Annotated in this window: 12 protein-coding genes and 1 pseudogene; 7 read left to right on the top strand and 6 right to left on the bottom strand. The window is 66.1% G+C overall.

The genetic code is table 11. From position 1 onward, the window contains the following. Both ABWY06_RS24300 and ABWY06_RS24295 read right to left on the bottom strand, forming a co-directional pair. Positions 1 to 762: ribonucleotide reductase barrel domain-containing protein (locus ABWY06_RS24300; RefSeq protein ID WP_502948246.1), on the bottom strand; the 762-nt coding region annotated here is incomplete at its 3' end. Between the two features lie 35 nt (positions 763 to 797). Then, positions 798 to 2258, bottom strand: a pseudogene (locus ABWY06_RS24295) (ribonucleotide reductase barrel domain-containing protein); the annotation flags it as partial. 712 nt (positions 2259 to 2970) lie between these two features. On the opposite strand from ABWY06_RS24295, the gene ABWY06_RS24290 reads away from it, so the two are divergent. Genes ABWY06_RS24290 through ABWY06_RS24280 form a run of 3 tightly spaced genes read left to right on the top strand, consistent with a single transcriptional unit; the run spans position 2971 to position 5843 of the window. Further along, on the top strand, positions 2971 to 3693 hold the full coding sequence (locus ABWY06_RS24290; RefSeq protein ID WP_353928157.1) for a winged helix-turn-helix domain-containing protein: 723 nt from the start codon (positions 2971 to 2973) through the stop codon (positions 3691 to 3693). Between the two features lie 12 nt (positions 3694 to 3705). After that, the gene (locus tag ABWY06_RS24285) at positions 3706 to 4245 is read left to right on the top strand and encodes a GNAT family N-acetyltransferase (RefSeq protein WP_353928156.1); all 540 of its coding nucleotides are present in this window, start codon (positions 3706 to 3708) and stop codon (positions 4243 to 4245) included. Then, positions 4242 to 5843 carry an ATP-binding protein gene (locus ABWY06_RS24280; RefSeq protein WP_353928155.1) on the top strand — a complete coding sequence of 534 codons (1602 nt, stop codon included), beginning with the start codon at positions 4242 to 4244 and terminating at the stop codon, positions 5841 to 5843. Before ABWY06_RS24285 ends, ABWY06_RS24280 begins: the two co-directional genes overlap by 4 nt. A 348-nt stretch (positions 5844 to 6191) precedes the next feature. On the opposite strand, the gene ABWY06_RS24275 is transcribed toward ABWY06_RS24280, so the two are convergent. From ABWY06_RS24275 to ABWY06_RS24260, 4 genes are all read right to left on the bottom strand, one after another. Next, complete coding sequence (locus ABWY06_RS24275; RefSeq protein ID WP_353928154.1) at positions 6192 to 6743, bottom strand: Hsp20/alpha crystallin family protein; 552 nt, start codon at positions 6741 to 6743, stop codon at positions 6192 to 6194. Between the two features lie 81 nt (positions 6744 to 6824). Beyond that, a complete protein-coding gene (locus ABWY06_RS24270) occupies positions 6825 to 7418 on the bottom strand; it encodes an Hsp20/alpha crystallin family protein (RefSeq protein ID WP_353928153.1) in 594 nt (197 codons plus the stop codon). Positions 7419 to 7445: 27 nt separating this feature from the next. After that, positions 7446 to 7868, bottom strand: a complete 423-nt coding sequence (locus ABWY06_RS24265; protein WP_353928152.1) for a hypothetical protein — start codon at positions 7866 to 7868, stop codon at positions 7446 to 7448. 27 nt (positions 7869 to 7895) lie between these two features. After that, positions 7896 to 8351, bottom strand: a complete 456-nt coding sequence (locus ABWY06_RS24260; protein WP_353928151.1) for an Hsp20/alpha crystallin family protein — start codon at positions 8349 to 8351, stop codon at positions 7896 to 7898. Between the two features lie 372 nt (positions 8352 to 8723). Between ABWY06_RS24260 and ABWY06_RS24255 the strand changes: the two genes are divergently transcribed. The 4 genes from ABWY06_RS24255 to ABWY06_RS24240 all read left to right on the top strand — a co-directional run. Then, on the top strand, positions 8724 to 10418 hold the full coding sequence (locus ABWY06_RS24255; RefSeq protein ID WP_353928150.1) for a multidrug ABC transporter permease/ATP-binding protein: 1695 nt from the start codon (positions 8724 to 8726) through the stop codon (positions 10416 to 10418). Between the two features lie 156 nt (positions 10419 to 10574). After that, on the top strand, positions 10575 to 10778 hold the full coding sequence (locus ABWY06_RS24250; protein WP_353928149.1) for an MbtH family protein: 204 nt from the start codon (positions 10575 to 10577) through the stop codon (positions 10776 to 10778). Continuing rightward, positions 10778 to 11503 carry a thioesterase II family protein gene (locus ABWY06_RS24245; protein ID WP_353928148.1) on the top strand — a complete coding sequence of 242 codons (726 nt, stop codon included), beginning with the start codon at positions 10778 to 10780 and terminating at the stop codon, positions 11501 to 11503. Before ABWY06_RS24250 ends, ABWY06_RS24245 begins: the two co-directional genes overlap by 1 nt. Positions 11504 to 11528: 25 nt before the next feature. Further along, the coding region (locus tag ABWY06_RS24240) for a condensation domain-containing protein (protein ID WP_353928147.1) at positions 11529 to 13962 on the top strand (2434 nt) is incomplete at its 3' end.

Genomic DNA, 13962 nt, shown 5'->3' with positions numbered 1-13962 from the left:
GATCGAACCCAGGTTGCAGACGACGATTTCATCGCTGCTGGTGTTGAGGGTGATCTCGGTGCACAGGTTCGAGCTGTGGACGACGCCGACGTGCTGCTGCGGCGAACGGATGTTGCATGGATCCTTGAACGTGATCCATGGGTGGCCCGTTTCGAACAGCATCGACAGCATCTTGCGCCACAGGTCCAGCGCCTGGATTTTCTTGAACACGCGCATGTCGCCAGCGGCAGCCTTGGCTTCGTAGCCGAGGTAGGCCGCTTCGAAGGCCTTGCCGACTTTATCGTGCAGGTCCGGCGCTTCGGATGGCGAGAACAGCGTCCATTCGCCCTTTTCCATCACGCGCTTCATGAACATGTCCGGAATCCAGTTGGCCGTGTTCATGTCGTGGGTGCGGCGGCGATCGTCGCCCGTGTTCTTGCGCAGGTCGAGGAATTCCTCGATGTCCATGTGCCACGTTTCCAGGTAGGCGCAGACCGCGCCCTTGCGCTTGCCGCCCTGGTTCACGGCCACGGCCGTGTCGTTGACCACTTTCAGGAAGGGGACGACGCCCTGCGACTTGCCGTTGGTGCCTTTGATGCGCGAACCGAGCGCACGCACCGGGGTCCAGTCGTTACCCAGGCCGCCGGCAAACTTGGCCAGCAGCGCGTTGTCTTTAATAGCGTCGTAGATGCCTTCGAGGTCGTCCGACACGGTGGTCAGATAGCACGAGGACAGCTGCGAGCGCAGGGTGCCGGAGTTGAACAGGGTGGGAGTCGAGCTCATGAAATCAAAGCTCGACAGCAGGTTGTAGAACTCGATGGCGCGTGCTTCGCGGTTTTCTTGTGGTGGGTGCGGCGGCGGTCGTCGCCGGTGTTCTTGCGCTGGTCGAGGAATTCCTCGACGTCCAGGTGCCAGGTTTCCAGGTAGGCGCAGACCGCGCCCTTGCGCTTGCCGCCCTGGTTGACCGCCACGGCGGTGTCGTTGACCACCTTGAGGAACGGCACCACGCCCTGGGACTTGCCGTTGGTGCCCTTGATATAGGCACCCAGGGCGCGCACCGGGGTCCAGTCGTTGCCCAGGCCGCCGGCGAATTTGGACAGCATGGCGTTGTCGTGAATGGCGTTGTAGATGCCCGACAGGTCGTCCGGCACCGTGGTCAGGTAGCAGCTCGACAACTGCGGACGCAGGGTGCCGGCGTTGAACAGGGTCGGCGTCGAGGCCATGTAGTCGAAGGACGACAACAGGTTGTAGAACTCGATGGCGCGCGCTTCGCGGTTTTTCTCTTCGATCGCCAGGCCCATGGCCACGCGCATAAAGAACACCTGGGGCAGCTCGAAGCGGATACCGTCCTTGTGGATAAAGTAACGGTCGTAGAGGGTCTGCAGGCCCAGGTAGGTGAACTGCTGGTCGCGCTCGTGGTTGATCGCGCGGCCGAGTTTTTCCAGGTCGAAGCTGGCCAGCTCCGGGTTCAGCAGCTCGAACTCGATGCCCTTGGCGATATAGGCCGGCAGGGCCTTGGCGTAGAGGTCGGCCATCTCGTGGTGGGTGGCGCTGGTGGCGACACCGAGGAAACCCAGGCCTTCGGCGCGCAGAGTGTCCATCAACAGGCGGGCGGTGACGTAGGAGTAGTTCGGCTCGCGCTCGACCAGGGTGCGGGCGGTCATCACCAGGGCGGTGTTGACGTCGCTCTGGGCCACGCCGTCGTAGAGGTTCTTCAGGGTTTCTTTCTGGATCAGCGCGCCGTCGACTTCGGCCAGGCCTTCACAGGCTTCGTTGACGATGGTGTTCAGGCGGCCCAGGTCCAGCGGCGCCAGGCTGCCGTCGGTGTGGGTCACGCGGATGCTCGGGTGCGGCTGGGCCGGCTCGTTGCTGCCACGGGTGGCGCGTTCCTTGGCCCGCGAGTCGCGGTAGATCACGTAATCGCGGGCGACTTTCTGCTCGCCGGCGCGCATCAGGGCCAGTTCGACCTGGTCCTGGATCTCTTCGATATGAATGGTGCCACCGGACGGCATACGCCGCTTGAAGGTGGCGCTGACCTGTTCGGTCAGGCGCGCGACGGTGTCATGGATACGCGACGAAGCGGCAGCGGTGCCGCCTTCCACTGCGAGGAACGCCTTGGTGATGGCTACGGTGATCTTGTCATCGGTGTAAGGCACCACGGTGCCGTTCCGTTTGATCACGCGCAGCTGGCCCGGTGCGGTGGCGGCCAGGTCCTGGGTCGAATCCTGGTCCTGCCGTGCCTGGGCCTGCGGGTTCTCGCGGGTGGTGTCGGTCTGCATGAAGCTCTCCGTGGTCTCTATATTTTGTTGGACACCTGGGGGCGTCGCCGTTCCGTTCGAGATGCCGCGGGCTCGCCTGTGGGCGCTGCCGGGAGGGGCTCGGGTGACATCGGGAAAGGCTACGACTCAAGTGATTCCGGGTGTAAAAACAGGTAAAAAACGGGTTCATGGCCCTAGGGCCCTACCACAATACCTAGTGGGCGCACACCGGGGTGTGTCGCACCAGAATCTACCCTCGGGACGCCACAGCGGGCCTGAGGTTGGGACGGGCCGCATGGGCGATCCGTCAAGTGAAAAATTGCACTGGGAAAACCGAAAACGGCTTGCCGGACGGGCTTGGCCTATGCTTTCGATTTTCTTGAACGCTTGGGCAAAAACCCAACATGTAGATGTTTTTTGATCTGGGGGCACAAGATAGTGCGACGACCGGGTCAATGCAAGGCGAGCTGGGCAGGCTGCCTGTGGATAACCCTGTGGGTTAACCCTGAGTAACTTTGGCCAGCCCGCGTGGCTGCTGGGCTTCGCTCGGATGGACCATTCGTCGTGAGTTTTTGCCCTTTGACAGGGTCGTACAAAGATGCTGAGAACTTCGCAAGACAACACTACATCTTGTGTTTTGTAACCGGCGTTGGCATGCGCTGTGCAGAAGCCCGGCCGTTGCTACAATGCGCATCCATTACGCAGTCGCCGCGATGGTTTTAAGGGGACAGAAGTGGAACACGAAGCCTGGCACATCCTGATCGTCGAGGACGACCTGCGCCTGGCCGAGCTGACTCGGGATTACCTCGAGGGCAACGGCCTGCGCGTGGCGATCGAGGCCGATGGCGCCCGCGCTGCGGCGCGCATCATCAAGGAGCAGCCGGCGCTGGTGGTGCTCGACCTGATGTTGCCGGGCGAAGACGGTCTGGCCATTTGCCGCAAGGTCCGCGGCGCCTACGACGGGCCGATCCTGATGCTGACCGCGCGCACGGACGACATGGACCAGGTCCTGGGCCTGGAGATGGGCGCCGACGACTATGTCTGCAAGCCGGTGCGTCCCCGTGTGCTGCTGGCCCGTATCCGGGCCCTGTTGCGGCGCAGCGAGGGGCCGGAGTCGAGTGCCGCGCCGGCGCAGCGGCGCCTGGAATTCGGCGCCCTGGTGGTCGACAGCGCCATGCGCGAGGCCTGGCTGCGCGAGCAGAGCATCGAGCTGACCAGCGCCGAATTCGATCTGCTGTGGCTACTGGCCGCCAACGCCGGGCGGATTCTGTCCCGGGAAGAGATTTTCACCGCCCTGCGCGGCATCGAGTACGACGGCCAGGACCGCTCCATCGATGTGCGCATCTCGCGCATCCGCCCCAAGATAGGCGACGACCCAGTGCATCCGCGGCTGATCAAGACGGTGCGCAGCAAGGGCTATCTGTTCGTCCGGGAAGCAGCGGAGGGGCTAAAGTGAGGCGCCAGGCCGATGTTTCCCATCTTTGAAACGGCGCGTTTCCGCTTGCGGGAAATCCAGCAGGCGGATATCGAGGTCGTCTACCTGGCGCTCTCCGATCCGCGGGTGATCGCGCACTACGGGGTGTCCTGTGACTCCCTGGAAGCCACGCAGCTGCAGATGGACTGGTTCCGCGAACTGCACGAACAGCAGGAAGGGCTCTGGTGGGGCATCTGCCGCCCCGAGGCGCCGCACAGCCTGCTGGGCGCCTGCGGCTTCAACGACTGGGAGCGGGCCCACCGGCGCGTCGAACTGGGCTATTGGCTGCTGCCGGACCACTGGGGTCAGGGCATCATCGCCGAGTGCCTGGTGCCGGTCATCGTCCATGCCTTCACTCGCATGGCGGTGCACCGGGTTGAGGCGGTGGTCGAGCCGGACAACCGGGCCAGCGCGCGGGTGCTGGAAAAACTCGGTTTCGTCCACGAGGGCACCCGGCGCGACTGTGAATTCAAGGCTGGGGGGTTTCTCAGCCTGGAGTGTTATGGCTTGCTCAGCACGGACTGGCGGCGTTGAACTCGATCTTCCTGCGCATCTACGGCGGCATGCTGGGGGTGCTGGTGCTGGTGGCGCTGCTCGGTGCCGGCGCGCTGCACCTGGCCAACCAGGTGCGGGCCGACGACTACCGCGAGCGCCTGGCCAGCGGCACCTTTCGCCTGATGGGCGACAACCTGCAGCCGATGACCGCGCTGGAGCGACGCCGGACCCTGGCGCTGTGGAACCGCTTGCTGGGCGTGCCGCTGGCGGTGCGCCAGTTGGCCGACGACGAGCTGGACGGCGGCGAGCGTGCGCGCCTGGAGCGTGGCCAGGTGCTGGTGATCAAGACCGGCTCGCATTCGGCCAAGGTGTTTAGCCGGGTCAGCGTGGCCGAGCAGACGGTGCTGGTCGCCGAGGTCCAGCAGGTCAGCGAACAGCTGGCGCGGGCCACCGTCTACCTGCTGATCGACGAACTGGTGCGTTATCCGGTGGACGAGCAGCCCCAGCGTCTGGCCGCCTTGAAGGAGAGCAAGCAGTTTGGCTTCGACCTGCATCTGGTGACCCTGGCCCAGGCCAACCTCGACGCCGATCAGCAGCGGCGCATCAGCGAAAGCGACACCGTGATGGCGTTGGGCAGGGGCGGCGACTCCATCCATGTATTCACCGGTATCAGCAACACCCCCTGGGTGCTCGAGCTCGGTCCGCTGTACCCGATGAACGATTACCCGCCGCAACTGCTGGTGCTGATCGCCATGCTCGGCCTGAGCCTGATCGCCCTGACCGTCTACCTGCTGGTGCGCCAGCTGGAGCGACGGTTGCGGGGCCTGGAGGGCGCCGCCACGCGCATCGCCCGGGGCAGCCTGGAGACCCGGGTGCCGGCCGGCGGCGCCGATTCGGTGGGGCGCCTGGCGGCGGCGTTCAATGGCATGGCGGAAACCCTGCAGCGCTCGCTGGCGATTCAGCGCGAGATGGTGCGGGCGGTGTCCCACGAGCTGCGCACCCCGGTGGCGCGACTGCGTTTCGGCCTGGAAATGATCGGCACCGCCTCCACGCCCGAGGCGCGGCACAAGTACCTGGAAGGGATGGACAACGATATCCAGGACCTCGACAAACTGGTGGACGAGATGCTCACCTACGCGCGCCTGGAGCAGGGTGCGCCGCCGCTGAGTTTCCAGGCCGTCGACCTGGCGGCCTTGCTCGATCAGGTGATGGCCGAGCTGGCGCCGCTGCGCCCGGCGGTGGTGGTCGAGCGTGCGCCGTTCCATGCCCGCGAGGGGGTCGGTGCCTGGGTCGAGGGCGAGCCCCGTTACCTGCACCGCGCCTTGCAGAACCTGCTGACCAATGCCATGCGCCATGCCGAGTCACGGGTTCGCCTGAGTTTTCAGATCGGCCAGGAGCGCTGCCGGGTGGATGTCGAGGACGACGGTCCGGGCGTGCCGCAGGAGCAGTGGGAGCGCATCTTCACCCCCTTCCTGCGCCTGGACGACAGCCGCACCCGCGCCTCGGGCGGCCACGGCCTGGGGTTGTCGATCGTGCGGCGGATCATCCACTGGCACGGCGGCCGCGCGCAGATCAGCCGCAGCGAAAGCCTGGGCGGCGCCCAGTTCAGCCTGGTCTGGCCACGCAGCCAGGGCTGAGCCGCGGCAGTACAAACTCGGCACCGCGATCCAGGGTGGTCGCGGCGCGCTGTCCAGCCATCGCCCGCCCCCGTTGGCCAGGTGGTGGCGTACGGCCTTCGGCGAGCGGTAGGGTGGCTAACCTTGCCTTATCCACCGCAATCGTAGGTGCAGTCTTGCGGCTCGATGGGCAAGCGCCGGGAACCGCAGCGCAACTGCGCACCCGCCCTACCTGAGCGCTATCGAATCGCTTTTCGTAGGGTGGGTGAGTGGCGCCAGTGCGTTAACCGACCAGGCCACGACGGGGTTACCGCGCCGCATCACCCACGCGGATCGCGTTCGGGTTAGGCGCCCCCCAAAACACATCCTTCATTCGCCCTTGACCTCGATCCGTCGACCCTGGTGCCGTTCGCTTTTCGGCAATTCGATGCGCAGCACGCCGTTGCGGTATTCGGCCTTGGCCTGGTCGGCCTTCACCGCCCGGGGCAGGGCGATGCTGCGGTGGAAGCTGCCGTAGGCGCATTGGCGTATCCGATAGTGGCCGTCGCTGGCCTGTTCATCGAGGCGTTTTTCGCCGCGCACGATCAGGTTGTCATCGCGCACCTCCAGGTCCAGCTGGTCCTTGTCCAGCCCGGGGATCTCCAGGCGCACTACCAGTTTGCTGTCGTCCTCGTAGAGGTCCCCGGCCAGCAGGGCCCAGCCGGCCGAGGGGAACTGCCATTCGCTCAACGAAGTGGTTTTCTGGGGCGGGCTGTCGGCCTTGGGCCCGCCCTCGGCGACCCCTTTGTCGGCGCCCGGCCGCCCGGCCGGAGTGAAGCGGGTCAAGGCGCCGCTGGCCTGCTCGCGCAGGTGTCGCCAGCCCTCGCCAACCGTCCGCAGGGTGCCCTCCAGGCCCTGTTTCAAATCGCGCAGTGAGTTCATAAAACCTCCTTATCAGGCGGTCGCCGTGCCAGGGCGGGCTGCGAAGGTCGGGCCCCCTCCAAGGGCCCGGTCGTCGCTCGTTCAAACCACTTTGATTTCGATGCGCCGCGGTTGGGCATGGGCGTGTTTGGGAATGCGCAACTGCAATACGCCGTGGTGCAACTGGGCGTCTATATTGCCGGTGTCCAGCTCGGAACTCAGGCTGAAGGTCCGGCTGTAGCGCGGCGCCCGTACTTCGGCATAGATCGCTTCGATCTGCTCGGGCGTCTCGGTACTGATTTCACCCTCGATCTGCAGCAGGTCGTTCTCGATCCGCAATTCCAGCTTCTCTTTCGAGACGCCCGGCAGATCGGCCAACAGCAAGATACTGTCTTCGTTCTCGAACACGTCGACCCACGGCATCAGGCTGAGGCTGTTTTCTCGCGTCCGTCGCTCGGTGCGGTTCATCGCGTGGCGGTGTTGCCCCTGTTGGTCGCTGCGTAGGCCTTGCTCGCGTTGGCCGCTCTGCATACCTTGGCCGCCTTGCAGGCCTGCTCGACCCTGCTCCTGCTGGCCGCCGCTGCTTTGATCAGCGCCCTGCAGCTCAGGGCTGCCTGTACCGCTCGGTGTACCCTGGTGCTGCGCTTGACTGCCTGACGTACCGAGGTTGTCTGCATTGCCGGATTTTTCGCTCATGATGCTGCTCTCCCTGATCCGTGCGGATCACTGGCGACCCTGGCCGCCTTGGCCGCCTCCTTGGGAGCCTGAGCCGGTTTGACCCGACTGACCGCTGCCTTGGCCGCCCTGGGTACCTTGGCCGTCGGGGTCGCGCTGACCGCCTTGACCGCCCTGGCTACCGCCCTGGGAGCCTTGGCCGGATTGACCCATCTGACTGCTGCCTTGACCGCCCTGGGTACCTTGACCGCCAGGGTCGCGCTGACCGCCCTGGGAGCCTTGACCGCCCTGGGAGCCTTGACCGCTCTGGCTGCCGCCTTGACCGCCTTGACCGCCCTGGGAGCCTTGACCGCCGGAGTCGCGCTGACCGCCTTGACCGCTCTGGCTGCCGCCTGGCACGCCTTGTCCGGCCTGGCTGCCTTGCCCGCTTTGTCCACTGCGGCTGTCTTGGTTGCTGGATTTGTCGCTCATGGTGCTGTCCTCTTTGCTTGGGTTGGGTCACTGAATGCTGATGCGTTTGGGTTGCATGGCCTGCTGACGGGCCACGCGGATATGCAGCACGCCGTCCTGGTAATGGGCCTCCACCTGGTTCGGGTCCGCGTCCTCGGTCAGGCTCACCGTGCGCTTGAAGCGTCCGGTAAAGCGCTCGTTGGCATACACCGAGAGGCGTTCGCCCCCGGTATCTGGACGGGCACTGCTGCGCTCGCCGCTGATCGACAACAGTCCGCGGTCCAGGTGCACCTCCAGAGAGGCCGGGTCGATCCCGGGGGCGAAGGCATAGACCTCGATCGCCTCGGGTGTGCTGCCGAGATTGATGGCCGGAAAGGTGCCGCTGGCCACGGCGCGGATGCTGCCGGGACGCCCGACATTGGCGAAGGCTTGCTGCAGCTCGCGCTGCATGCGATCGAACTCCAGAAATGGATCGCTGGGTAGATTTAGCAGGGACTCGAACATGACGAAGCTCCTTGGTGCTCTGCGCAATTTCCAGACCCGCGGCTGAGGGGTAGACGTTTTTGGCCATGGGCCTGGTAATCAGCAGATATATCCCGTGGCGATTGAGTTCATGCCGGCTTTAAGAACGTCTGTGTCCAAGTCGGAGCGCGGTTAGATGCGAAAAAAATAAACTGCGGCGGGTTGCCCTTGGCTGATTGCGCGCAGTGACCGCTGGGCAAGCAGCCGTGCAGCCAGGTGTATAAAAGCTTGTATTGAGAACTATTATCATTAATATAGCGGGCCTGCGGGTTCGCCAGCGGTCAATCGATCGGCTGCGCCAAGCGCCAAGGGGTAAATGCCGGCCTTTCGTCCGGCTCGACTGGAAGTCCGACCATGAAGTTGCTTCGCCTGTTGTTCCAAGACCATCGTGGCCCGCTGCTGGGCGTAATGCTGCTGAGCCTGTGCAGCGCATTGCTGAGCGTCGGCGTGATCGCCTTCGTCAACCTGCGGCTGATCGCCGGCAGCGCCGAACTGGGCCTGGCCCTGGCGCAGTTCGGTGGCCTGCTGCTGGCGCTGTTGCTCTGTGCCGGTTCGGCGCAGATCTCCCTGCACGTGCTCGGCCATCGCTTCGTTTACCGCCTGCGCCGTTCCCTGGTCAAGCGGGTGCTGGACACCGATATCGAGCGCCTGGAGCAGCTCGGCGGGGCGCGCATCCTGGCCAGCCTGTCGAGCGATATCCGCAATATCACCATCGCCTTCGTCTACCTGCCGGAGCTGGTCTACGGCCTGATCCTCAGCCTGGCGGCCTTCGCTTACCTGGCCTGGCTGTCGCCCGCCCTGTTCGGCATGACCCTGGCCTGGTTGAGCCTGACCCTGGCGGTCGGCTGGTTGCTGATGGGCCGGGTCAATCGGCATATCCGCCTGCTGCGCGAGGCCGAGGATCGCCTCTATCAGGACTACCAGGGGGTGATCGACGGGCGCAAGGAACTGGCGCTGAACCGCGACCGTGCCCGTCACCTCTACGAGGAAGAATTCGACAGCAATGCTCGGGCCTACCGCGACCACGTGACCCGCGCCGACATCTTCAACGGCCTGGCGGGTAACTGGGCCAATATCATGGTGCTGGGCACCATCGGCCTGGTCTTCTACCTGGCCAATGGCATGGGCTGGGCCAGCGCGGCGGTCGCCGCCACCTTCGCCCTGACCGTGTTGTTCCTGCGCACGCCGATGGTCGCCGCGGTGGCCGCGGTGCCCAGCCTGATGGCGGCACGGGTGGCCCTGGAAAAACTCGAAGGCCTCGAGCTGGTGCCGTTCCGTGCCGACTTCAGCAGCCCGCCGACCCTCGGCGCGGACTGGCAAACCCTGCAACTGCAGGGCGTGCAATACCGCTACCCAGCCGCGGATGCCGGCGAGACCGGGTTCGACGTCGGGCCACTGGACCTGACCCTGCGCCGTGGCGAACTGGTGTTCGTGGTCGGCGGCAATGGCAGCGGCAAGTCCACCCTGGCGCGTTTGCTCACCGGCCTGTATCGCCCGGATGCCGGCCAGATCGTCGTCGGCGAGCAGACCCTGGGCGCCGAAGAGTGGCCGGCTTATCGCCAGCTGTTCGCCAGTGTCTTCACCGATTTTCACCTGTTCGCCCGCCTGCTCGGCCCCCAGGGCCGTGAAGTGGAGGAGGGCGGCATCGCTGCCTGGCTGGCCCGGCTGCATATGGGGCACAAGGCCCGTTTCGCTGGCGGACGGTTGCTCGACACCCGCTTCTCCCAGGGCCAGCGCAAGCGCCTGGCGCTGCTGCTGGCGCTGCTGGAAGAGCGCGACATCCTGGTGCTGGACGAGTGGGCAGCCGACCAGGACCCGCTGTTCCGTCAGCTGTTCTACCGCGAGTTGTTGCCGCAATTGAAGGCGGCCGGCAAGACCGTGGTGGCGATCACCCATGACGACCATTACTTCGACCAGGCCGACCGTCTGCTGAAAATGGACGGTGGCCAACTGATCGAGCTGACCGGTGAGCTGCGCCAGCGCGCCAGTGCCGATGCCCTGCGCGAGATCGGCGGCCCGGCACGCCAGCGGCACGCCGAAGGCGTGTAAGGCCCACGTGGACAGTTGACGGCGCTGGAACAACCCGGCGCGGGTGACCTCGTCACGTCTGCCGCCACGACTGAAATATAAATTATTCGTACTTTGTTTAAGGTAACCGACTGGAGTCGGTGTCCCCGAGCGATTCAACTTTCCAAGGAGTTCTTTATGAGTTTCGACAGCCCTGATACCCGTTTCCTGGTCCTGGTCAACGCCGAGCTGCAGTACTCCCTGTGGCCGGACTACAAGCCGGTGCCGCTGGGCTGGAAGGACACCGGTGTCGCCGGCGACAAGGCCAGTTGCCTGGCGCATATCAGCGAGGTCTGGACCGACATGCGGCCGCTCAGCCTGCGCGAAGCCGTCGGCGCCTGATGCAACTGTTCTGCCTGGCCCATGCCGGCGCCAGCGCCATGCCCTATGCCCGCTGGCGGCGGCGCCTGCCGCGTTGGCTGGAGATCTGCCCGCTGGAGCTGCCGGGCCGTGGTGCTCGGGCGGGCGAGGCGTTGCTGGAGGATTTCGAGGCGGTGTTGGCCGACCTGCAGCGGGCCTGGCAACGCGAGCATGCGGGGCCGTACCTGATTTGGGGGCATAGCCTGGGCGCCTTGCTCGGTTTCGAGCTGGCCCATCGGCTGATCGCCACCGGTCACCCGGCGCCCCTGGCCTTGTTCGCCTCGGCCTCGCGGGCGCCGTCACGTCGCGCCCTGGCGCCGCGCCTGGCCAATGGCAGCGAGGCCGAACTGCTGGCGGCCCTGGACGGTTTTGCCCGTTTGCCCCGCGAGCTGCTGGCCGACCCGCTGTTTCGCGGCGAATGCCTGCCGGTGTTGCGCGGTGATTTTGCCCTGGCCGAGCGTTATCACTACCGCCGCCGCGCGCCGCTGCCCTGCGCGGTGCATGTGCTGGGCGGCCGCCAGGACCAGCTGAGCGAAGAAGACCTGCGCACCTGGCGCCGGGAGACCCGTGCCGCCTTCAGCCTGCACTGGCTGGAGGGCGATCACTTCTACCTGCGCGCCCAGGAAAGCGAATTGCTGCAACTGATCGAATTTCATGCCTCGCGCCTGCTGCGCGACGAGGCCGCATACGCGCCGTTGGGCGCCTAGCCGACTGTTTTGTTCGAGGTTATCGATGAACGCCCCAATCGCCGTTCCTTCCCCTGCGGACCTGTCCGGCACCGGGCTGGTGTGGACGCCCTTGTCCTCCGCTCAGCAGCGCCTGTGGTTTTTCAGCCGTCTGGAGGCTGACAGTCGGGCCTACAACATCGGCGGCCTGTTGCGGTTCGACGGCCCATTGCACGAGGACGTGCTGCAAGCCGCCCTCGATCAGGTGCTGGCGCGTCACCCGGCCCTGCGCACGGTGTTTGTCGAGCGCGAAGGCCAGCCGCTGCAGGCTGTGCTGCCGCCCATGCCGTTGGCGCTGGAGCGGCTGGACTTTCCGGCGGGGGACGAGGCGCTGCGCGAAGCGGCGCGGGCCTTCGTGGCGCGGCCCTATGACCTGACCCGCGGGCCGGTGCTGCGGATCGGCTTGTACCGGTTGGGGGAAAACCGCCATGGGCTGGTGGTGGCCATGCACCATATCGTGTCCGATGCCTGGTCGGTGCGGGTGCTGCTGGAGGAGATGGCCGAGTTCTACCGCGCCGCCCAGCAGGGGCGCGCGCCCTTTATGACCGCCTTGCCGCTGACCTACCCCGAGTACGCCCTGCAGCAGCGCGACTGGTTGGCCGGCGACGAGGGCGCAAAACAGCTGGCCTACTGGCGCAGCCAACTCAGCGAACCGCTGCCGCCGCTGGCGCTGCCGGCCGATTTCGCCCGCGAGGGCCAGGCCGCTCAGCGCGCCGCCTACCGTTTGCTACCGCTCGATGCGGAGCTGGTGGGCGGACTCAAGGCCCTGGCCAAAAGCTGTGGCGTGACCATCTTCGGCGTCTTGCTGGCGGCACTGCAATTGCAGCTGGCACGCCTGTCCGGCCAGCCGGAAGTGCGCATCGGCGTACCGGTGGCCAACCGCGCCCGCGGCCATGAACGACTGGTGGGCTTTTTCGTCAACACCCTGGTGCTGGGCGGACGTCCACGACCCCAGGAGTCGGTCCGCGACTGGCTGGCCCGGGTCGGTGCCGGCGTGCGCGACGGCCAGGCCCACCAGGCATTGCCGTTCGAACAGCTGGTGGAAGACCTGGCTCCGGCCCGCAGCCTGGGGCAGAACCCCTTGTTCCAGGTGGCCTTCAACTACCGCCGCCAGCACCCGCTGCCCGCCGACTGGTTGCCGGGCCTGGTCACCCAGCTGGAAGAACTGCCGTCGTCGACCATTCCCTTCGAACTGGCGCTGGACGCGGTGCGCGACACGGACAATCGCCTGCAAATCAATTTCGCCTACGCCGCCGACCTGTTCAGCGAAGCCAGCATCGAACGCCTGATCGGCGGTTTTGTGCAGCTGTTGCAGGCCTTTGTGGCGCAGCCGGACTGCCCTCTGGGACAACTCCAGTTGATCGGCCCGGCCGACCAGGCCCAGCTCGAGGCCTGGAACCGGCCGCGGCAATCCTACGAGGGCGCGGTGCTGTTGCCGGCGCTGATCGCCGCCCAGGCGCGCCAGCGCCCGCAGGCCATCGCCCTGGTGCACGGCGACCAGCGCCTGAGCTACGCCGACCTGGACGAGCAGGCCAACCGCCTGGCCCAGCTGCTGGTCAGCCGCGGCGTCGGCCCGGATGCCCGGGTCGGGCTGTGCCTGGAACGCGGCAATGCCATGATCGTCGGCCTGCTGGCCATCCTCAAGGCCGGCGGCGCCTTTGTGCCGCTGGACCCGGACTACCCCCGGGAACGCCTGGCCTTTATGGTCGAGGACTCGGGCCTGCGCTGGCTGCTCAGCAGCGCCGAGCTGCTGCCACGCCTGGCGCTGCCGGTGGCGGTCGAGGTGCTGTGCCTGGAGGCGCTGGAGCTGTCCGCTTACCCGGCGAGCGCCCCGGAAGTTGACCTGCAGCCGCTGCACCTGGCGTACCTGATCTACACCTCCGGCTCCACCGGCACGCCCAAGGGCGTGGCGATCGACCACGCCGGCTTGAGCATGCACGTGCAGACCATCGGCCAGCGCTACGGCATGACGGCGGACGACGTGGAGCTGCATTTCGCCTCGATCAGCTTCGACGGCGCCCTGGAGCGCTGGGCGGTGCCGCTGGCCTTTGGCAGCCGCCTGGTGATCCGCGACCAGGCGCTGTGGAGCGCCGAACAGACCTGCGCGGTGCTGGCGAAAGAGGGCGTGACCATCGCCTGTTTTCCGCCCAGTTATATGCTGCAGCTGTTGGATTGGTTGGAGTTCGAACCCTCCATCCTGGCGCAGCTAAAGGTCCGCTCCTGGACCCTGGGCGGCGAAGCCTTTACCCGCGACACCTACGAACGCCTGCAGCGGGTGCTCAAGCCCCAGCGCATCGTCAACGGCTACGGGCCGACCGAGACGGTGGTGACGCCCTTGATCTGGGAAGCCTTCGCCGGCGACCGCCTGGACGCGGCCTATGCGCCGATCGGCGACCCGGTGGGCCCGCGGCGGCTGTATATCCTCGACGGCGAGCTGAACC

The organism is Pseudomonas sp., assembly GCF_040514055.1.
Classification (GTDB): Bacteria; Pseudomonadota; Gammaproteobacteria; order Pseudomonadales; family Pseudomonadaceae; genus Aquipseudomonas.
Note: the sequence above shows the minus strand (reverse complement) of the source record. Positions and strands in the feature narration are given on the sequence as shown.